Annotated in this window: 18 protein-coding genes; 17 read left to right on the top strand and 1 reads right to left on the bottom strand. The window is 73.0% G+C overall.

The features are described from left to right. The first annotated feature begins 144 nt into the window (after window positions 1-144). From aroA to ET526_RS05825, 16 genes are all read left to right on the top strand, one after another. Window positions 145-1,509, top strand: coding sequence for a 3-phosphoshikimate 1-carboxyvinyltransferase (gene aroA / locus ET526_RS05900; protein WP_135466749.1), 1,365 nt, complete (start codon window positions 145-147; stop codon window positions 1,507-1,509). Next, window positions 1,509-2,189, top strand: coding sequence for a (d)CMP kinase (gene cmk / locus ET526_RS05895; protein ID WP_135466748.1), 681 nt, complete (start codon window positions 1,509-1,511; stop codon window positions 2,187-2,189). Before aroA ends, cmk begins: the two co-directional genes overlap by 1 nt. A gap of 282 nt (window positions 2,190-2,471) precedes the next feature. Beyond that, a complete protein-coding gene (gene rpsA, locus ET526_RS05890) occupies window positions 2,472-4,196 on the top strand; it encodes a 30S ribosomal protein S1 (RefSeq protein ID WP_135466747.1) in 1,725 nt (574 codons plus the stop codon). A gap of 127 nt (window positions 4,197-4,323) precedes the next feature. Continuing rightward, entirely contained in the window at window positions 4,324-5,241 is a 918-nt protein-coding gene (gene sppA / locus ET526_RS05885) for a signal peptide peptidase SppA (RefSeq protein ID WP_135466746.1), read from the top strand. Window positions 5,242-5,255: 14 nt separating this feature from the next. Continuing rightward, the gene (gene ihfB / locus ET526_RS05880; protein WP_135466745.1) at window positions 5,256-5,591 is read left to right on the top strand and encodes an integration host factor subunit beta; all 336 of its coding nucleotides are present in this window, start codon (window positions 5,256-5,258) and stop codon (window positions 5,589-5,591) included. Further along, window positions 5,591-5,938: a lipopolysaccharide assembly protein LapA domain-containing protein gene (locus ET526_RS05875; protein WP_240048275.1), complete on the top strand. Its 348-nt coding sequence runs from the start codon at window positions 5,591-5,593 to the stop codon at window positions 5,936-5,938. Before ihfB ends, ET526_RS05875 begins: the two co-directional genes overlap by 1 nt. Before the next feature lie 28 nt (window positions 5,939-5,966). Continuing rightward, entirely contained in the window at window positions 5,967-6,692 is a 726-nt protein-coding gene (gene pyrF / locus ET526_RS05870; protein ID WP_135466743.1) for an orotidine-5'-phosphate decarboxylase, read from the top strand. Continuing rightward, window positions 6,689-7,333, top strand: coding sequence for a phosphoribosylanthranilate isomerase (locus ET526_RS05865; RefSeq protein ID WP_135466742.1), 645 nt, complete (start codon window positions 6,689-6,691; stop codon window positions 7,331-7,333). The genes pyrF and ET526_RS05865 overlap by 4 nt, the downstream gene beginning before the upstream one ends. A gap of 80 nt (window positions 7,334-7,413) precedes the next feature. Then, on the top strand, window positions 7,414-8,631 hold the full coding sequence (trpB, locus tag ET526_RS05860; RefSeq protein WP_135466741.1) for a tryptophan synthase subunit beta: 1,218 nt from the start codon (window positions 7,414-7,416) through the stop codon (window positions 8,629-8,631). 71 nt (window positions 8,632-8,702) lie between these two features. Beyond that, window positions 8,703-9,524 carry a tryptophan synthase subunit alpha gene (gene trpA, locus ET526_RS05855; RefSeq protein WP_240048280.1) on the top strand — a complete coding sequence of 274 codons (822 nt, stop codon included), beginning with the start codon at window positions 8,703-8,705 and terminating at the stop codon, window positions 9,522-9,524. Between the two features lie 116 nt (window positions 9,525-9,640). Continuing rightward, window positions 9,641-10,564 carry an acetyl-CoA carboxylase, carboxyltransferase subunit beta gene (accD, locus tag ET526_RS05850; protein ID WP_135466739.1) on the top strand — a complete coding sequence of 308 codons (924 nt, stop codon included), beginning with the start codon at window positions 9,641-9,643 and terminating at the stop codon, window positions 10,562-10,564. A gap of 178 nt (window positions 10,565-10,742) precedes the next feature. Next, entirely contained in the window at window positions 10,743-12,029 is a 1,287-nt protein-coding gene (locus ET526_RS05845) for a bifunctional folylpolyglutamate synthase/dihydrofolate synthase (RefSeq protein WP_135466738.1), read from the top strand. Then, window positions 12,026-12,886 carry an MBL fold metallo-hydrolase gene (locus ET526_RS05840; protein ID WP_204623504.1) on the top strand — a complete coding sequence of 287 codons (861 nt, stop codon included), beginning with the start codon at window positions 12,026-12,028 and terminating at the stop codon, window positions 12,884-12,886. Before ET526_RS05845 ends, ET526_RS05840 begins: the two co-directional genes overlap by 4 nt. A gap of 199 nt (window positions 12,887-13,085) precedes the next feature. After that, a complete protein-coding gene (locus tag ET526_RS05835) occupies window positions 13,086-14,225 on the top strand; it encodes a TRAP transporter substrate-binding protein (protein WP_158295510.1) in 1,140 nt (379 codons plus the stop codon). 77 nt (window positions 14,226-14,302) lie between these two features. Then, on the top strand, window positions 14,303-14,851 hold the full coding sequence (locus ET526_RS05830; RefSeq protein WP_135466736.1) for a TRAP transporter small permease: 549 nt from the start codon (window positions 14,303-14,305) through the stop codon (window positions 14,849-14,851). Window positions 14,852-14,925: 74 nt separating this feature from the next. Further along, on the top strand, window positions 14,926-16,209 hold the full coding sequence (locus ET526_RS05825; RefSeq protein WP_135466735.1) for a TRAP transporter large permease: 1,284 nt from the start codon (window positions 14,926-14,928) through the stop codon (window positions 16,207-16,209). A gap of 82 nt (window positions 16,210-16,291) precedes the next feature. Here the strand turns inward: ET526_RS05825 and ET526_RS05820 are convergent, their stop codons facing one another. After that, window positions 16,292-17,974 carry a GMC family oxidoreductase gene (locus ET526_RS05820; RefSeq protein WP_135466734.1) on the bottom strand — a complete coding sequence of 561 codons (1,683 nt, stop codon included), beginning with the start codon at window positions 17,972-17,974 and terminating at the stop codon, window positions 16,292-16,294. Window positions 17,975-18,212: 238 nt separating this feature from the next. On the opposite strand from ET526_RS05820, the gene ET526_RS05815 reads away from it, so the two are divergent. Continuing rightward, entirely contained in the window at window positions 18,213-19,517 is a 1,305-nt protein-coding gene (locus ET526_RS05815; protein WP_158295504.1) for an ABC transporter substrate-binding protein, read from the top strand.

Below are 19,517 nucleotides of genomic sequence, written 5' to 3'. Positions count from 1 at the left end.
GGATGGGTCGGTCCCGCGCGCGGCGGAACCGGCGGGCTTCGGCGCCACGGCGACCGGCGGGACAGGCGCGGGCGGCCGGTGCGGGCGCCTCGGCCGGGGGGCGGCGATTGCCACGCGCTCCGCCCCGTGTCAAACGCGCGCCTCATGCCCCGTTCCGCCCCCGCCGACGGCCCCGCCGCGACGCCGCTCCGCGCCGGCCGGCCGGCCGCGCCCCTCTCCGGCCGCCTCGCCGTGCCCGGCGACAAGTCCATCAGCCACCGCGCCCTGATGTTCGGCGCCCTCGCGGTCGGCACCACCGAGATCACGGGGCTGCTGGAGGGCGAGGACGTGCTGCGCACCGCCGCCGCCATGCGCGCCCTCGGCGCCGAGGTGGAGCGGCTGGGCGAGGGGCGCTGGCGGGTGGCCGGGCGCGGCATCGGCGGCCTGGCGGAGCCCGCGGACGTGCTCGACATGGGCAATTCCGGCACCGCCGCGCGGCTGCTCTGCGGGCTGCTCGCCGGGCACCCGGTCTTCGCCGTCCTTACCGGCGACGCCTCGCTGCGCCGGCGGCCGATGCGCCGCGTTACCGAGCCGCTTTCCGCCACCGGCGCACTCTTCTGGTCGCGCGAGGGGGGGCGGCTGCCGCTCGCGGTGCGCGGCGCCTCCGACCCCCTGCCGCTCGACTACCGGCTTCCCGTCGCCTCGGCCCAGGTGAAGAGCGCCTGCCTGCTCGCCGGCCTCTGCGCCCCCGGCACGACGCGCGTGGTGGAGCCGGAGCCGACCCGCGACCACACCGAGAACATGCTGCGCCATTTCGGCGCCACCGTCCACGTGGCCGAGGCGGGCGGCGGGCGCGTCATCGAGCTGGAGGGCCAGCCGGAGCTGGCGGCGGCGCCGGTGCGGGTGCCGGGCGATCCCTCCTCGGCCGCCTTCCTGGTGGTGGCGGCGCTGCTGGTGCCGGGCTCGCGCCTCGTCGTCGAGAATGTCGGGCTCAACCCGCTGCGCGCCGGCCTGTTCGCCACGCTGCGGGAGATGGGCGCGGCGCTCACGGTGGAGAACGCCCGCACCGAGGGGGGCGAGCCGGTCGGGGACCTGGTGGTGGAGGCCTCCGCCCTGCGCGGCGTCGAGGTGCCGCCCGGCCGCGCGCCCTCGATGATCGACGAGTACCCGGTCCTCGCCGTGGCGGCGGCCGCGGCCGAGGGCACGACGCGGCTGCGCGGCCTCGCCGAGCTGCGGGTGAAGGAGAGCGACCGCCTCGCCGCCACCGCCGCCCTGCTCGCCGCCAACGGCGTGCGGGCGGAGATCGCGGGCGACGACCTCGTGGTGCACGGCGCGGGCGGCGCCGTTCCGGGCGGCGGCGTCGTGGCGACCCACATGGACCACCGCATCGCCATGAGCGCGCTGGTGATGGGCCTCGCCGCCCGCGCGCCGGTCGCGGTGGACGATGCGCGCTTCATCGAGACGAGCTTCCCCGGCTTCGCCGCGCTGGTGAACCAGGCCGCCGGCGGCGGGGCGATCGGGCCGGCGTGATGGCCGGGGCCGAGGAGAGGGCCCCCGGGGCGCCCCTGATCATCGCCGTGGACGGCCCGGCCGCCGCCGGCAAGGGCACGCTGGCCCGCCGCCTCGCCGCGGCGCTCGGCCTGCCCTATCTCGACACCGGCCTGCTCTACCGCGCCGTCGGGCGCCGCGTGCTCGACCGCGGCGTGGACCCGCGCGACGCGCGGGTGGCCGAGGCCGAGGCGCGGGCCCTGCGGCCGGCCGACCTCGAGCGCCCCGACCTGCGCAGCCCGGAGGCCGACATGGCGGCGAGCGCGGTCGCCGCGATCCCCGGGGTGCGGACCGCCCTGCTCGACTTCCAGCGGGAGTTCGGCCGGCGCCGCGGCGCGGTGCTGGACGGGCGGGACATCGGCACGGTGGTCTTTCCCGACGCGCCGGTGAAGCTGTTCGTGACCGCGAGCCTCGAGGTGCGCGCCCGCCGCCGCTTCGAGGAGCTGCGCGGCCGCGGCGTCGAGGCCGATCCGGGCCAGGTGGAGGCCGAGCTGAGGGCGCGGGACACGCAGGATTCCAGCCGCGCCGCCGCGCCGCTGCGGCCGGCGGCGGACGCCCTGCTGCTCGACACCACCGCCCTCGACGCCGAGGCGGCCTTCGCCGCGGCGCTGCGGCTGGTGCGGGCGCGGCTCGCGGAGGCGGGGGCGCCGCTTTCCGCTTGACCTCGGGCGGCGGAGCGCCTAGGCCGATGCTGCCGTGACCTCTCGCCGGGGCGCGGTGTTCGCGCTTGCAGGAAACGGGTGGCACCTCGTGCCGCCCTCGCTCCGATTGCGGGACCGGAAGCGGGCGGGCCGTCACGCCGCCCATGCCATCAGGGTCGCCGGGCACCGGAATGGGGAAGGTGCCGGACCAAGTCGTGCCCGCCGGCCGACGGCCCGCCGTCGCCGACCGCGGGGGCGCAGGCCTTGGCCCGCAGCGCGGGCCCATCAGGAACACGGAACTCCATGGCATCTGCCACCAGCCTCGCCACGCACGACCACGCGGGAGCCGAGGATTTCGCCGCCCTCCTCGACGCCACCCTAGGCCCGGACACCGGCTTCGCCGGCTCGGTCGTGACCGGCAGGGTCATCCGCGTGGATGACGACTACGCCATCGTGGATGTGGGGCTGAAGAGCGAGGGGCGCGTGCCCCTCAAGGAATTCGCGCCGCCCGGCCAGAAGCCCGAGGTCAAGCCCGGCGACGTGGTCGAGCTGTTCATCGAGCGCTACGAGGACCGCGACGGCTCGATCGTGCTGTCGCGCGAGAAGGCGCGCCGCGAGGAGGCCTGGACCAACCTCGAGAAGGCGTTCCAGGCCGGCCAGCGCGTCACCGGCACGATCTTCGGCCGCGTCAAGGGCGGCTTCACGGTGGATCTCGGCGGCGCCGTCGCCTTCCTGCCGGGCAGCCAGGTGGACATCCGCCCGGTGCGCGACGTGCAGCCGCTGATGGGCACGCCGCAGCCCTTCCAGATCCTCAAGATGGACCGCGCGCGCGGCAACATCGTCGTCTCCCGCCGCGCCGTGCTCGAGGAGACGCGGGCCGAGCAGCGGGCCGAGCTCGTGCAGGGCCTCAAGGAGGGCATGGTCCTCGAGGGCGTGGTGAAGAACATCACCGACTACGGCGCCTTCGTGGACCTCGGCGGCGTGGACGGGCTGCTGCACGTCACCGACATCGCCTGGCGGCGCATCAACCACCCCTCCGAGGCGCTGGAGATCGGCCAGAAGGTCAAGGTGCAGGTCATCCGCTTCAACCCGGAGACCCAGCGCATCTCTCTCGGCATGAAGCAGCTCATGGCCGACCCGTGGGACGGCGTGGCGCTGAAGTACCCGGTGGGCGCCAAATTCTCCGGCCGCGTCACCAACATCACCGATTACGGCGCCTTCGTGGAGCTGGAGCCGGGGGTGGAGGGGCTGGTCCACGTCTCCGAGATGTCCTGGACCAAGAAGAACGTCCATCCGGGCAAGATCGTCGCGACCAGCCAGGAAGTGGACGTGATGATCCTCGACGTGGACGAGCCGAAGCGGCGCATCTCGCTCGGCCTCAAGCAGGCCCAGGGCAACCCCTGGGAGCTGTTCGCCGAGGCGCATCCGCCCGGCTCGATCGTCGAGGGAGAGATCCGCAACATCACGGAGTTCGGCCTGTTCATCGGCCTTGGCCCGGAGCTCGACGGCATGGTGCACATGTCGGACATCTCCTGGGACCTGCCGGGCGAGCAGGCCATGGCCAGGTACCACAAGGGCGACGTGGTCAAGGCCAAGGTGCTCGACGTGGATGTCGAGAAGGAGCGCATCTCCCTCGGCATCAAGCAGCTCGAGGCCGACCCGGCGGCCGAGGTGCTCGACCGCGTCCGCAAGGGCGACATCGTCACCTGCGTCGTCACCGCGGTGCAGTCGAACGGCATCGAGGTGAAGGTGGACGACGTGCTCACCGGCTTCATCCGCCGCGCCGAACTGGCGAAGGACCGCGCCGACCAGCGCCCCGAGCGCTTCGCCGTGGGCGAGAAGGTGGATGCCAAGGTCACGGCGGTGGACCGCGCCGCCCGGCGCCTCGCCCTCACCATCAAGGGCAAGGAGGTGGACGAGGAGCGCGAGGCGATGAAGGAGTACGGCTCGACCGACTCCGGCGCCTCGCTCGGCGACATCCTCGGCGCCGCCATCCGCCGCCGGCGGGAGATGGCCGGCGAGGAGTGATGATCCGCGACACCGCGGACACGCGACGGGGGGGAGGGGCCGGGCGGTCCCTCCCCCCTTCGCATGTCCCCCCCGGACTCGGCAAAGCGTGTACAAGGCGCGGCACGATGCTCGGGATGGAGAGGACATGGCGTTCGAGACCGACCTTCTGATCGACCGCCGGCGGCTGAAGCGCCGGCTCGCCCTCTGGCGCGGCGCCGCCGTGCTGCTGCTCGCCGCCGCGGCGGCGGTGCTGTTCTGGGGCCGCGGCGAGGAGGGGCTGCTGCCCGGCCGCGGCCATGTGGCGCGGGTGGAGGTGGAGGGCTTCATCAGCGACGACCGCCGGATGATCGAGGCGCTGGACCGTGTGCGGCGCGACGCCGCCGCCCGGGCGGTGATCCTCGCCATAGACAGCCCGGGCGGCAGCGTCGCGGGGGGCGAGGCGCTGCACGCCGCGATCGCCCGGCTGCAGGCGCGCAAGCCGGTGGTGGCCGTGATGCGCGGCACCGCCGCCTCGGCGGGCTACATGGTGGCGCTGCCGGCCGAGCGGATCTTCGCGCGGGAGGCGACCGTCACCGGCTCGATCGGCGTGCTGCTGCAATCCCCCGACGTCTCGGACCTGATGGCGCAGCTCGGCGTGCGGGTGCACGTCATCGCCTCCGGTCCGTTCAAGGACCAGCCGAGCCCCTTCCGCCCGCTCACCGACGAGGGGCGGGAGGAGCTGAACCGCGTCGTGGTGGACCTGCACGAGCAATTCGTGGCCAAGGTGGCGGCGGGGCGGCGGATGGACCCGGCGGCGGTGCGCCCCCTCGCCGACGGGCGGATCTTCACCGGCCGCCAGGCGCTCGCCGCGGGCCTCGTGGACGCGATCGGGGGAGAGGCGGAGGCGCGCGCCTGGCTCGCCGCGGAGCGCCAGGTGCCGGAGACCCTGCCGGTGCGCGACGTGCGGGTGCGCACCACCACCGACCGGCTGCTCGGGGCTGCCCTCGGCTCCCTTGCAAAAACCGTGATTTCAGAATGGCTTGGCGTTGACGGGCCGCGCCTGCTCTGGCAGGCTCCCCGCTGAGCGACGGAGCATCCATGACGAAGAGCGAGCTGATCGCGCAGCTGGCGGCGGCGAATCCGCATCTCCGCCAGCCCGATGTCGAGCTGATCGTGGCCACGATCTTCGACGAGATCACCGCCGCGCTGGCACGCGGCGACCGCGTGGAGCTGCGCGGCTTCGGCGCCTTCTCGGCCAAGCGGCGGGAGCCGCGCACCGGGCGCAACCCGCGCACCGGCGCGGCGGTGGCGGTCGCCGGCAAGGCGGTGCCCTACTTCAAGCCGGGCAAGGAGCTGCGCGAGCGCATCAATGGCGGCCCGCCGCAGAAGGCCACTTCTCCGGCGCAGGGCGCCGCCTCGGCGCGGGTGGCGTGATGCGCTGGCTGCTGCTGCTCCCCCTGCTCGTGGTGCTGATCCTGTTCGGCCTGTCCAACCGGCAGGAGGTGGCGCTCGGCCTCTGGCCCTTCGATGTCGCCTGGGTGGTGCCGCTCTCCGTGGCGATGCTGGTCTTCGGCGCGCTCGCCTTCCTGTTCGGGGCGCTAGTCGCCTGGCTCGGCGCGCTGCAGTACCGCCGCCGGGCGCGGCGGCTCGAGGAGGCGGCGCGGGTGCTGGAGGCGGAGCTTGCCGATCTCCGCGCCCGCACCGCGCGCGAGGTCGGGCCGGTGCCGCCGGTCGCCGGCGCCGGCACGGGCGTCGTGCGCCTGCACCGCCCGGCGGCCTGAGGCGGGTGCCGCCAGGCGCGCCCCACCGATGGCCGCCCTCCTCCTGGAACGCCCGCGAAGCGCCGCGGCGCGGATCGTCGCGGCGCTCGACACCGCCGACCTCTCCCGGGCGGAGCGCCTGGCGGAGGCGCTGGCGCCCCGCTGCGGCCTGCTGAAGGTCGGGCTCGAACTGTTCGGCGCGGCGGGGCCGGAGGCGGTGCGCCGCATCGGCGCGCGCGCCCCCGTCTTCCTCGACCTGAAGCTGCACGACATTCCGAACACCGTGGCCGGCGCGGTGCGCGCCCTGTCGCCGCTCGGCCCGGCCATGCTCACCCTGCATGCCGCGGGCGGCGCCGCCATGCTGGAGGCGGCGCGGGAGGCGGCGGAGCGGGCGGGCGGGCGGCGCCCGGCCCTGCTCGCGGTGACGGTGCTGACCAGCCTCGACTCCGCCGCGCTGGCGGCCACCGGCGTCGCCGACGCGCCGGTGGCGCAGGTGTTGCGGCTGGCCCGCCTCGCCCTCGCCGCCGGGGCGGACGGGCTGGTCTGCTCGCCGCGGGAGGTGGCGCCGCTGCGCGCGGAATTCGGCCCGGCCCCCTTCCTGGTGGTGCCGGGCGTGCGGCCGGCGGGCAGCGCCGCCGGCGACCAGGCCCGCACCGCCACCCCGGCCGAGGCGCTGGCGGCCGGGGCCGACTGGATCGTGCTCGGGCGGCCGGTCACCGGCGCGGCGGATCCGGCGGCGGCGGCGGCGGCGATCGCCGCCGGGATCGCCGGATGACCACCGTGAAGATCTGCGGCGTCAACGACGCCGCTTCCTTCGACGCGGCGGTGGCGGCCGGGGCCGACATGCTCGGCTTCGTCTTCTACCCCCCCTCCCCGCGCGCGGTGACGCCGGCGCAGGCGGCGGCGCTCTCGGCGCGGCATCCGGGCGGGCCGCTGCGCGTCGGGCTGTTCGTGGACCCGGCCGAGGCGACGGTCGCGGAGGTCCTGGCGGCGCTGCCGCTCGACCTGATCCAGCTCCACGGCACCGAGGAGCCGGCCCGCTGCGCCGTCCTCCGCGCCCGCTTCGGCAGGCCGGTGATGAAGGCGATCGGCGTCGCGGCGCCGGAGGATCTGGAGGCGCTCGCCGCCTATGCGCCGGCGGTGGACCGCTTCCTGCTCGACGCCCGGCCGCCGCCGGGGGCCGCGCTGCCCGGCGGCAACGCCGCGGCCTTCGACTGGTCGCTCACCGCCGGCCGCGCCATTCCCCGCCCCTGGCTGCTGGCCGGCGGGCTCACGCCCGGAAACGTCGCCGAGGCGCTGCGGATGAGCGGCGCGCCGGGGGTGGACGTGTCCTCGGGCGTGGAGCGGGCGCGGGGCGTGAAGGACCCGGCGCTGATCCGCGCCTTCGTCGCCGCGGCGCGGGGCCTTCCCGGCTGAGCCGCCTCCGGTCCGGGAGCGGCCACCCTACCCGCCCCGGCGCTCCGGCGCTATGTCAGCCCGGCAACCGGGGAACCATCGTGAGCAAGCCGCTGCCCAACTCCTTCCGCCAGGGTCCCGATGCCCGCGGCCGCTTCGGCGAATTCGGCGGCCGCTTCGTCGCCGAGACGCTGATGCCGCTGATCCTCGAGGTCGAGCGCGCCTATGACGAGGCGAAGCGCGACGCCGCCTTCATGGCGGAATGGCGGCGGCTGCTGGCGCATTACGTCGGCCGCCCGAGCCCGCTGTGGTTCGCCGAGCGGCTGACGCGGCACCTCGGCGGCGCGAAGGTCTACTTCAAGCGCGACGAGTTGAACCACACCGGCGCGCACAAGATCAACGCCGTGCTCGGCCAGATCCTGCTGGCCAAGCGCATGGGCAAGCGGCGCATCATCGCCGAGACCGGCGCCGGCCAGCACGGCGTCGCCACCGCCACCGCCTGCGCGCTGTTCGACCTGCCCTGCACCGTGTTCATGGGCGCTACGGATGTGGAGCGGCAGCAGCCCAACGTGTTCCGCATGAAGCTGCTCGGCGCCGAGATCCGCCCCGTCACCTCCGGCGCGGCGACGCTGAAGGACGCGATGAACGAGGCGCTGCGCGACTGGGTGGCGAACGTGGCCGACACCTACTACTGCATCGGCACCGTCGCGGGCCCGCACCCCTATCCGATGATGGTGCGCGACTTCCAGAGCGTGATCGGCGAGGAGGTGCGCGCGCAGCTCGAGGCCGCCGAGGGACGGCTGCCGGACGCGCTGGTCGCCGCGATCGGTGGCGGCTCGAACGCCATGGGGCTGTTCTTCCCCTTCCTCGACGATCCCTCGGTGCGCATGTTCGGCGTCGAGGCGGCGGGGCGCGGGGTGGAGACGGAGGAGCACGCGGCCTCCCTCAGCCGCGGCCGGCCCGGCGTGCTGCACGGCAACCGCACCTACCTGCTGCAAGACGGGGACGGGCAGATCCGCGAGGCGCACTCGATCAGCGCCGGGCTCGACTACCCCGGCGTCGGACCGGAGCATGCCTGGCTGCACGAGCTCGGCCGGGTGGAGTATGTCAGCGCCACGGACGAGGAGGCGCTGGCCGCCTTCCAGCTCTGCGCACGGCTGGAGGGCATCATCCCGGCGCTGGAGCCGGCGCACGCGCTGGCGCATGTGGTCCGCCTCGCGCCGACCCTGCCGGAGGACCGGATCATCGTGATGAACCTGTGCGGCCGCGGCGACAAGGACATCTTCGCCGTCGCCCGCCATCTGGGAGTGGAGATGTGAGCCGGCCCGATCGCGGAGCGCCGCAGGCCTCCGGAGAGCGGGGCGCGGGCCCCACCGCGCCGGCGGGCCGCATCGCCGCCCGCTTCGCCGCGCTGCAGCGCGAGGGGCGCGGCGCGCTGGTCACCTACCTGCAGGCCTACGACCCGGACCGGGAGACCTCCCTCGCCATCCTGCGCGGCCTGCCGGAGGCGGGGGCGGACGTGATCGAGATCGGCGTGCCCTTCACCGACCCGATGGCGGATGGCCCCTCCATCCAGCGCGCCGCGCTGCGGGCGCTGAAGGCGGGGGCGACGCTCGCCGGCGTGCTCGGCATGGTGCGCGAGTTCCGCGCCGGCGACGCCGCCACCCCGGTGGTGCTGATGGGCTACTACAACCCGATCTTCGCCTATGGCGTGGCGCGCTTCTGCGCCGATGCGGCGGCGGCGGGGGTGGACGGGCTGATCGTGGTGGACGTGCCGCCCGAGGAGGCGGACGAGATCGAGCCGCATGCGAAGGCGGCGGGCCTCGACCTGATCCGCCTGGTGGCGCCGACCACGGACGAGGCGCGGCTGCCGCGCGTGCTCGCCGCCACCAGCGGCTTCGTCTACTACGTCTCGATCACCGGCATCACCGGCACCCGCAGCGCGACGCGGGAGGCGCTGGCGGCGGCGATTCCGCGCATCCGCCGCCACACCGGCCTGCCGCTGGCGATCGGCTTCGGCATCCGCACGCCGCAGCAGGCGGCCGAGGCGGCGCGCCTCGCCGACGGCGCGGTGGTGGGCACGGCGCTGGTGGACACGCTCGCCGCCTCCCTGGACGAGCAGGGGCGGGCACGGCCCGACACGTCCCGGCAGGTGCTCGACCAGGTGCGGGGCCTCGCCCTGGCGGTCAGGGGGGCGCGCCAGGCGGGCTGAGCCGCGGCCGCCCCTCCCCGCGCGCATGCGGGGCCTTGCGTCCCGTCCCGCCGCCTTCTACTCTGCCGCCACCCCCGCCGCGGCCCCGGTCACGCCCCGCGGGGCAGGATGCGCGCATGAACTGGATCAGCGAATGGGCGCTGCCGAAGATCAAGACGCTCTTCGGCGGCCCCCGCGAGGTGCCGGACAACCTCTGGCACAAATGCCCCGCCTGCGAGCAGATGATCTTCCACCGCGACCTCGAGCGCGCGCTGCATGTCTGCCCGCATTGCGGCCACCATCTGCGCATCGGTGCGAAGCAGCGGCTGGACATCACCTTCGATCCCGGCTGGCAGCGGATCGAGCTGCCCAAGGCGCCGATGGACCCGCTGCGCTTCCGCGACCAGCGCCGCTATGCCGACCGGCTGAAGGAGGCGCAGGCGCGGGCCGGGCAGGAGGACGCGGTGATGGTGGCGCACGGGGCCATCGAGGGTCACCGCGCCGTCATCGCGGCCTTCGAATTCTCCTTCCTCGGCGGCTCCATGGGCGCCGGGGTGGGGGAGGCGCTGGTCACGGCGGCGAAGCTCGCCGTGCTGCAGGACGCGCCGCTGATCGTCTTCACCGCCTCGGGCGGGGCGCGGATGCAGGAGGGCGCGATCAGCCTGATGCAGATGCCGCGCACCGTCATCGCCACGCGCATGGTGAAGGAGGCGGGGCTGCCCTTCATCGTCGTGCTCTGCGACCCGACCACGGGCGGGGTGACGGCGAGCTTCGCCATGCTCGGCGACCTCCAGCTTGCCGAACCTGGGGCGCTGATCGGCTTCGCCGGCGCGCGCGTGATCGAGCAGACGGTGCGCGAGAAGCTCCCCGAGGGCTTCCAGCGCGCCGAGTACCTGCTGGAGCACGGCATCCTCGACATGGTGGTGAGGCGAAGCGAGATGCGTGCCACCCTCGCCCGCCTGATCGGCCTGCTGCGCATGCCCGAGGCGGCGGCGGAGGTCGCGGAGGGCGAGCCCGTCCCGGCCCTGCCGCCTCCGGCGCCCGCCGGCGCGCAGGCCTAGAGCCGCTTCCGCCCGGCCATGCGCGCGGCAACGGCCCTGGAGCCGTTTCCCACCCGGCCGTGATCGCGGAAACGGCTCCGGCCCCTTGTTCGTGGAGCGGGGTTACGCTTTCGGCTGCTTCCAGCCCCCCGCGATCAAGGCGCTTCCCTTGCGGCCGGGGCGCGACCCCGGCAAGGCCATGCCCCGTTCCGAAGCCATCATAGATCGCCTGCACGCCCTGCATCCGAGGCTGATCGACCTCAGCCTCGGCCGGATGGAGCGCTGCCTCGCCGCGCTCGGCCATCCGGAGCGGCGCCTGCCGCCCGTGGTGCATGTGGCGGGCACCAACGGCAAGGGCTCCACCTGCGCCTTCCTGCGCGCCATCGCCGAGGCGGCCGGGCGGCGCGTGCACGCCTACACGTCTCCGCACCTGGTGCGCTTCCACGAGCGCATCCGCCTCGCCGGCACGCTGGTAGAGGAGGAGGCGCTGGCGGCGGCCCTGGAGGAGGTGGAGCGGGCGAATGCCGGCGCGCCGATCACCGTGTTCGAGATCACCACCGCCGCTGCCCTGCTGCTGTTCAGCCGCGTCCCCGCCGACCTGCTGGTGCTGGAGGTCGGGCTCGGCGGCCGGCTGGACGCGACCAATGTGGTGGCACGGCCGGCGGCGACCGCGATCACCAGCATCTCCATGGACCACATGGACTTCCTCGGCGACACCCTGGCGCGCATCGCCGCCGAGAAGGCCGGCATCCTCAAGCCCGGCGTGCCCTGCGCCACCGGCGCGCAGCAGCCGGAGGCGCTGGCGGTGATCGCGGAGCGGGCACGGTCGCTCGGCGCGCCGCTGCTCGCGCGCGGCGAGGCCTGGAGCGTGACGCCGCGCGCGGGTGGGTTGCGCTATGCCGATGCGGAGGGCGCGCTCGACCTGCCCCTTCCCTCCCTTCCCGGCGCGCACCAGGCCGACAATGCCGGCATCGCCATCGCCGCGCTGCGCGCCTGGAACCCGCCCTGGCTGGATGGCGCGGCCATCGCGGCGGGGCTCGTGCGGGCGGAATGGCCGGCGCGGCTGCAGCGCCTGGCCGGGCGGCTCGCGGCGGGCCTGCCGCCCGGATGGGAGCTCTGGCTGGACGGAGGCCACAATCCCGGCGCGGGCCTTGCCCTTGCGGCGCACTGCGCCGCCTGGCGGGAGGCGGAGCCCGGGCGGCCGCTGCACCTGCTGGTCGGCATGAAGCAGGGCAAGGGCGCGGCGGAATTCCTGCGCCCCCTGCTGCCGCTCGCCGACACGCTCTGGGCGGTGGCGGAGCCCGGCCAGCACCTGGCGATGCCGGTGGAGGCGATCCGCGCCGCCAGCGGCGGGGCGGCACGGCCGGGACCAAACGTGGCCGGGGCGCTGGCGGCGCTGCCGCGGGAAGGGCCGCCGGCGCGGGTGCTGATCTGCGGCAGCCTGTACCTCGCGGGCGAGGTGCTGAAGGCGGACGGTGTCGGTTGACGGCGGAAGGCGCGCAGGCCGAGACTCGCGCCGCCATGCCCTGCTTCCTCTGCACCGCCTGCGGCACGCAATTCGCCGAGACGGAGGCGCCGCCACCCGCCTGCCCGATCTGCGAGGACGAGCGGCAATTCGTTCCTGCCACCGGCCAGGGCTGGACCACGCTCGATCGCCTGCGCCAGACCCATACCAATGGCTGGCGGGCGCTGGGCCCTGACCTGCTCGCGCTGCTCACCTTCCCCGCCTTCGCCATCGGCCAGCGCGCGCTGCTGCTGCGCACGCCGGCGGGCAACCTGCTGTGGGACTGCGTGGCGCTGCTCGACGCGGCGACGGAGGCGGTGCTGCGCGCGCTCGGTGGCCTGGCCGGCATCGCCATCTCGCATCCGCACTACTACACGACGATGGTGGAATGGGGCCGCGCCTTCGGCTGCCCCGTCTGGCTGCACGCGGCGGACCGCGCGCATGTCATGCGCGACGACCCCGCCGTGCTGCGCTTCTGGGAGGGCGAGGCGCAGGAGGTGCTGCCCGGGGTCACGCTGCACCGTCTCGGCGGGCATTTCGCCGGCGGCACCGTCGCGCACTGGCAGGGCGGCGCAGAGGAGCGCGGCGCGCTGCTCTCGGGCGACATCCTGCAGGTGCTGCCGGACCGGAAGCATCTCGGCTTCATGCGCAGCTATCCCTGCCTGATCCCGCTGCCGCCCGAGGTGGTGGAGGGCATGGCGGCGCGGCTCGCACCGCTGGAATTCGAGGCGATCTACGGCGCCTTCCACGAGCGCGAGATCCCGCACGGCGGCAAGGCGGCGCTGATGCGGTCGGTGGAGCGGTACCTGCGCTGGAGCCGGTCCATGCCCGCGCCCTGAGGCGGCGGACGTATTGCGCCGCAGCATCGCGCGCGGCGCGGCACACTATTTCGCAAGTGCCGCCGCGCGCGGGGTGACGTGCCGGCGGCGACGGATTATGTTGCCGCCGGGGCCGGATGCCGCAGCTCCGCAGCCACGGCTCCGGCCTGCCTGAAAAAGAAGAACGAAGCGGCGAATGCCGCGATCCGGGAGGCACGACATGACGCGATCTCCGACCAGGAGGCGATCCTTCCTTGGCGCCGTCGCGGCCGGCGTCGGCCTGATGGCCGGCGGGCTGCCGCGGGTGCATGTGGCGCGCGCGCAGCAATTGCGGCCGGTGGTGATCCGGCTGGCCGCAGACCATTCGCCGCCGCCGCATCCGGCGGCCCTCGCGCAGGAATTCTTCCGCAGGCGGCTGCCGGAAGTGATCCCGGGCAGCGAGCTGCGCGTCTATCACGCCGGGGCGCTCTACACGATTCCCGAGGCGGTGGAGGCGATGGCCGAGGGCAATCTGGAGATGGCCTGGGGCCAGTTCGGCAAGACCGCCTCCGTGGACCGCTGGATGAACGTGGTCGCGGGCCCGATGCTGCTGACCACGCCGGGAGCGATGGAACAGCTCGACAATTTCGAGACCATAAAGATGCTGCGCCAGCGCTTCGCCGACCTGCACGGCATCGAGGTGCTCGGCACCGCGCATCTCAGCATGTTCATGGGCGTCGGGGCGCGGCAGCGGCTGGTCTCCCCGGAGGATTTCCGCGGCAAGAAGATTCGCAGCATGGGCCCGGCGGAGAACGCCATGCTGGAGGCCTGGGGCGCCTCCCCGGTGGTAATGGCCTTCGGCGACGTGCCTCCGGCGATACAGACCGGGGTGATCGATGGGCTGCTCACCAGCCTCGGCGGCTTCAACGTCACGCGCGACCAGGCGCCCTTCTACACGGTGGCCGGCATCAACGGCATCGTCGGCGACTACTACTGGGTCGGGGTGAGCCGGCGGTGGTGGGGCCGCTTGAACGAGCCGACACGCGAGGCCTTGCGCAAGCTGATCGTGGAGGAGGTGATCCCGCTGTCGAAGCAGCTCAACTGGTGCAACGACCAGCGGCTGCTCGCCCAGTACCGCACGGAGGATCCGGGCCGGCCGGGCATCTACGTCCTCACCGAGGAGGAGCGGCAGCGGCTTGCCGAGGCGCTAGGGGATGCGACGACGCGCTGGGTGAAGGCGAACACCCCGCGGGACGCGCACAAATGGGTGGACCGGTTCATCGAGGAGGCGCGGGCCGCCTCGCAGGCGCATCCGCTCGGCTCCTCCTGGATCGAGCAGACCGACTGCACCACCCTGGCAGGGCATTTCCAGCGCTCCTGAGGTGAGGGCCGGCTGGAAGAGCGGACGGGGGCCTGCGCCCCCTCCGCCCCCATGGCTCCGATCGTGGCGGAGGAGGCATGAACCAACTCTACCGCGGCTGGCGGTTCCTGCAGGACCGGATCTTCGGCACCCTCGCCGCGGTGACGCTGTTCTGCGCGACGCTGCTCGCCGTCATCGAGATCTTCCGCCGCTACCTGTTCGGGCAGACCTTCTACTGGGGCCAGGACGCGGTCACCTACTTCCTGATCGCGGCGACCTTCCTCTACTTCGGCACCGCGCAGGCCCAGCGCACCCATCTCGCCGTCACCGTCCTGCCGGAATGGCTGATGCGGTCGGGACGGGTGCGGTTCGCCTTCGCCGTGCGCGCCGCGGCGAGCCTGCTGGGCGCGCTGTTCGCCCTGGCCTTCATCTGGTGGGGCCTGCCCGCGGCGGAGCGCACGATGCGGATCGGCCGCATGACCGAGAGCATGATCATCCCGCTCTGGCCGTTCCAGTACGTGCTGCTGGTCGGCATCGCGTCGCTCGGGGTGACGCTGCTGTTCCAGTTCTACCGCGACTTCCTCCTGGCCCTGACGGGACGAGACCCGTTCCCCTGGGATACGCCGCACGACGATTTCGAGCTCTGACATGAGCCGGCTGGCATGGCGAGGAGGCATCGCGGCCCGGCGGGCGCGCCGGCACCGCAGGGGGAAATGAGGGCATGGCGATCCTGACCGGCTCCTTCATCGTGCTGCTCGCCCTCGGCCTGCCGATCGGCATCGTGCTGGCCGGTGCGAGCCTGCTCTTCATCATGCAGGATCCGCTGCTGAGCGAAGCGACGGTGTTCCGCTCCTTCTTCAACTTCGTCAGCAAGTACACGCTGATGGCGGTGCCGTTCTTCATCTACGCCGGCTTCCTGATGGAGCGCACCGGCCTGATAGACCGGCTGTTTCGCTTCGCCGACGCGCTCATCGGCTGGGTGCCGGGCGGCTTCGGCTTCGCCACTCTGCTCGCCGCGATCATCTTCGGGGCCATTTCCGGCTCCAGCACCGCCATGGCGGCAGCCATGGGCGTGATTGCCTATCCCGAGATGCGCCGGCGCGGCTATCCCGCCTGGCTCGCCGCCGGGCTGATCGCTTCGGGCGGCGGCATCGCCATCCTGATTCCGCCGAGCATCACCCTGATCCTGTATGGGGTGATGACGGAGACCTCGATCGTCTCGCTGTTCTTCGCCGGCGTGGTGCCAGGGCTGCTGCTCGCCCTCGGCAACGCGGTGGCGCTCGTCTTCTTCGCCCTCTACCTGAAGCTGCCCTCGGGAGAGTTCCGCTGGCGCGCGCTCCTGGACGCGACGAAGGAGGCCTGGCCCGCGCTGTTGATGCCGGTGCTCATCCTGGGCGGTCTCTATGGCGGCCTGTTCACCCCGACCGAGGCCGGCGCCGCCGCCTGCGGCTATGCCCTCATCTATGGTGCGATCGCCCGGCGGCGTGCCTTCCTGGCGGATCTGGTGGCGGTGACGCAGCGCTCGCTCAACCTGACCGCGGTGATCATCTTCCTGCTCGGCTGCGTCGGCGTGTTCCAGTTCGTGCTCGCCAACCAGGGCTGGGCGCAGCACCTGACGCAATGGGCCGGCAATCTCGGCCTCTCGCCGCTCGGCTTCCTGGCGGTGCTGATGCCGATCCTGCTGTTCCTGTCCATGTTCCTCTCCGGCATCGCCATCGTGGTGCTGACGGTGCCGCTGTTCTTCCCGATCGCCATGGCGCTCGGCATAGATCCCATCTACCTCGCCATCCTGGTGGCGTTGGCGATGGAGATGGGGGTCATCATCCCGCCCGTGGGGCTCAACCTGTTCGCCGTCGCAGGCACCACGCGGGTGCCACTGCACGAGGTGATCTGGGGCTCCTCGCCCTTCCTGCTGGCGGATGGCTGCGTGCTGCTGCTGGTGATGTTCTTCCCGATCCTGGCGCTATGGCTGCCGGGCCAGCTCGTGGTGCCGGTGTTCAACTAGCGTCTGATCCGCAGGAGCGAACCCGCCGGAGCGGTGACTCGGCCATCTGGCAAGAAGCGGAAGCGCGATCCACCAAGGTGGATCACGCTGTCGACGCGGCGTCGGCCGGCTCCGCCTCGGCCGGCGCGAGGGGCTGGCGGCCGCGGATCAGGTCGGCCGCCTTCTCCGCGATCATCAGCGTGGTCGCATAGGTGTTGGCGGAGGGCATGCTCGGCATGATGGAGGCATCCACGACACGCAGCCCTTCCATTCCGTGCACCAGAAGCCGATCGTCCACGACCGCGGTCGGATCGGTGGCCGGCCCCATGCGGGCGGTGCCGATCAGGTGATAGGTGGTCGAGCCGTTGCGGCGGGCGAAGTCCAGCAGTTCGTCGTCGCTCTGCGCCTTCGGGCCCGGCAGCGTCTCGCGCTCCACATAGGGGGCGAGCTGAGGGGTGGAGAGCAGGCGCCGCACCAGCCGCATGCCGGCGAGGTGCACGCGCCGGTCCATGGGATGCGAAAGGTAGTTCGGCTGTATCTCGGGATCCTCGAACACATCGGTGCTGCGCGCCCGCACCCAGCCGACGCTCTCCGGCCGGTGCTGCCAGGCGCCCGCGGTCATGCCGGGGTAGTCGTCCAGCACGTAGACCTTGCCCTCGGCGTAGCTGCCCGGGGTGAACACGCATTGCAGGTCGGGCGCATCCAGCCCTTCAAAGGACTTCCAGAACACGTGCACATGCGACGGCGCCGTGGCGAGGATGGAGGGGCGGCGCAGCCCCCAGCGCAGGATCTCCACGCCGAGGCGGAGCCCGCGCGAGAGTTCGTTCAAGGTGGGCACGCCGGGCCTGGCGCGGACCACGAAGCGGGAGGCGTAATGGTCGCGGAAATTCTCGCCCACGCCCGCAAGCGCGTGCACCACCCCGACGCCCAGGCGCTGCAGCAGCGGCGCCGGGCCGACGCCCGAGACCTGCAGAAGCCGCGCCGTGTTCACCGTGCCCGCCGAGAGGATCACCTCGCGCCGCGCCCGCACCTCCCGCGCCGGCACGCCCCGCGCATGGAGGTAGCGCACGCCCACCGCGCGGCGCCCTTCGAACAGGATGGCGGCGGCGCGGGCGTTGGTGCGCACCTCGATGTTGGGACGCGACAGGGCGGGGCGCAGGAAGGCCCGCGCGGCGCTGACCCGACGGCCGTTGCGTATGGCCCGCTGGAAGTAGCCGACCCCCACCTGGTCGCCGCTGTTGTAGTCCGGGTTGCGCGGGATGCCGAGGGCGACGCAGCCGGCGATGAAGGCCTCCGATATCGGATGGATCCAGTCCATGTCGGTGATCGGGATGCCGTCGACCTGGCGGCCGCGCCTCGTCTCGTCGCAGAGGCCGATGCGGTTCTCGCTGCGGCGGTAGTAGGGAAGGCAATCCGCGTAGCTCCAGCCGCGATTGCCGCGCTGCGCCCAGCTATCGAGGTCGGCGGGCTGCCCGCGGTTGTAGATCATGCCGTTGATCGAGCTGGACCCGCCGAGGGTGCGCCCCTGCACCGTGGCGATGCGTCGCCCTGCCGTGTTCTCCGTGGGTTCGGTGCGGAACTGCCAGGTGATGGCGGGATCGTGCAGCGTCTTGATGAAGCCGGCGGGGATGTGGATGAAGGGGTTGCGGTCGGGCGGCCCGGCCTCGAGCACGCAGACCGTGACGCCGGGATCCTCGGTCAGCCTGTTGGCGAGCACCGAGCCTGCGGCGCCGGCGCCGACGATGACGTAGTCGAAGCTGTCGGCGTCGCGTGCCGTATCCGTCATCGGGGTGCGCCACGCCATGCCATGGGAAGCGCCGGTGGCACCTCCCGGCCTGCGCACGAGACGAGCTGCATGATTCTCTCTCCTGGGAGTTCGCGCGGATGGCGCGCGCATGGCAGGCCGCCCGCACCCTTCGGGGTTGCACGGCCAAGGGCATTTTGCAAAGCTCGACGGCAAATACAACAACTCGGCTCCCGCAACGACATGGGCGCGGGGCCGGGAACCACGGAGGAGACGGGGCATGTACCGACGGGACCTGATCAGGACCGGGGCGCTGGCCGGGCTTGGCGTCGCCCTTGGCGGCATCGGCCGCACCGCGCACGCCCAACAGGGGACGGTCCGCCTGCTGACGCCCGAGACCGACCCGAGCCAGATCCGGGTATGGCAGGCGCTGGGAGCCGCCTGGACCGGCGAGCGGCGGGGCGTGACCTATCAGCCGGAATACGCCTCCTGGGACGATCTGGTGCGCAAGATCTCGGCCGACCTGATGGCCGGCACGCCCCCCGAGATCGTGGCGGGATCGAGCCGCGTCGGCTTCATGGCCAGCGCCGCGCGCCGCAACCTGCTGATGGACCTTTCCTCCATCGTGGACGAGCTGGGGCGGGAGGATTTCCACCAGCCGAGCCTCGCGGCCTGGAACTTCAACGGCGTGCAGGCCGCCATCCCCTACGGGGCACAATGGCCCGTGCTGTGGTGCCGCACCGACCTGTTCGAGGAGGCGGGGGTGCCGCTGCCGAGGACATGGGACGACTACCGCGCCGCGGCCGAGAAGATGACCAAGCCCGCCCAGGGGATCTTCGGCGCATGCTTCCCGGCGGGGCGCACCTGGAACACCCAGATCCAGGCCAGCATCTGCATCTGGAGCGCCGGCGGACAGATCTTCGACGAGAAGCTCAACGTCACCCTCGACACGCCCGAGGTGCGGCGGGCGATGACCTACTACGCGGAGATGTGCCGCTTCTCGCCGCCCGACATCGGCCAGTACGGCTTCCGCGAGGCCTCGGCCGCCTACACCTCGGGCAAGGCGGCGACCACCTTCTACTGGGGGCGGGTGCTGTCCCACCTCTACCAGCAGGCGCCGGATCTGCTGCCGAAGACGCGCACCGTCCACATCCCCTACGACAAGCGTCCGGCGACCGCCTATGGCTGGGACGAGTTCGTGGTCTATCGCGGACGCAACGCGCGCCTGGCTATGGATTTCGTCAAGTACATGCTGCAGCCGCAGCAGATGTTCATGCTGATGGAGCCGGTGATCGCGCATGTGGTGCCGACGCGCAACTCGGTGATGCCCATGCTCCACCAGCATGAATGGATACGAAAGCATCCGGAGATCGTGACCACGCTGATCGAGCCGATCGATTTCGGCATCTCCGCCGCCTACGAGGGACCGAATCATCCCTTCAACTACAAATGGGACGCCTTCGAGGCCCGCAACATCATCCCCGACATGGTGCAGCGCATCGTGCTGGGGCGGGAGCCCGTCGCGATCTCGGTCGAGAAGGCGCATAGGGAGGCGGTCGCCGTCACCCGCGACATCAGGCCCTGA

Source organism: Crenalkalicoccus roseus, assembly GCF_004761865.1.
Taxonomy (GTDB): domain Bacteria; phylum Pseudomonadota; class Alphaproteobacteria; order Acetobacterales; family Acetobacteraceae; genus Crenalkalicoccus; species Crenalkalicoccus roseus.
Note: the sequence above shows the minus strand (reverse complement) of the source record. Positions and strands in the feature narration are given on the sequence as shown.

Coding starts and splice junctions, on each gene's coding strand:
- ET526_RS05830 (WP_135466736.1), top strand. CDS start 14,303: ATGAACCAACTCTACCGCGGCTGGCGGTTCCTGCAGGACCGGATCTTC.
- ET526_RS05845 (WP_135466738.1), top strand. CDS start 10,743: ATGCCCCGTTCCGAAGCCATCATAGATCGCCTGCACGCCCTGCATCCG.
- rpsA (WP_135466747.1), top strand. CDS start 2,472: ATGGCATCTGCCACCAGCCTCGCCACGCACGACCACGCGGGAGCCGAG.
- pyrF (WP_135466743.1), top strand. CDS start 5,967: ATGGCCGCCCTCCTCCTGGAACGCCCGCGAAGCGCCGCGGCGCGGATC.
- sppA (WP_135466746.1), top strand. CDS start 4,324: ATGGCGTTCGAGACCGACCTTCTGATCGACCGCCGGCGGCTGAAGCGC.
- ET526_RS05875 (WP_240048275.1), top strand. CDS start 5,591: ATGCGCTGGCTGCTGCTGCTCCCCCTGCTCGTGGTGCTGATCCTGTTC.
- accD (WP_135466739.1), top strand. CDS start 9,641: ATGAACTGGATCAGCGAATGGGCGCTGCCGAAGATCAAGACGCTCTTC.
- ET526_RS05815 (WP_158295504.1), top strand. CDS start 18,213: ATGTACCGACGGGACCTGATCAGGACCGGGGCGCTGGCCGGGCTTGGC.
- ihfB (WP_135466745.1), top strand. CDS start 5,256: ATGACGAAGAGCGAGCTGATCGCGCAGCTGGCGGCGGCGAATCCGCAT.
- ET526_RS05820 (WP_135466734.1), bottom strand. CDS start 17,974: ATGACGGATACGGCACGCGACGCCGACAGCTTCGACTACGTCATCGTC.
- ET526_RS05865 (WP_135466742.1), top strand. CDS start 6,689: ATGACCACCGTGAAGATCTGCGGCGTCAACGACGCCGCTTCCTTCGAC.
- cmk (WP_135466748.1), top strand. CDS start 1,509: ATGGCCGGGGCCGAGGAGAGGGCCCCCGGGGCGCCCCTGATCATCGCC.
- ET526_RS05835 (WP_158295510.1), top strand. CDS start 13,086: ATGACGCGATCTCCGACCAGGAGGCGATCCTTCCTTGGCGCCGTCGCG.
- aroA (WP_135466749.1), top strand. CDS start 145: ATGCCCCGTTCCGCCCCCGCCGACGGCCCCGCCGCGACGCCGCTCCGC.
- ET526_RS05825 (WP_135466735.1), top strand. CDS start 14,926: ATGGCGATCCTGACCGGCTCCTTCATCGTGCTGCTCGCCCTCGGCCTG.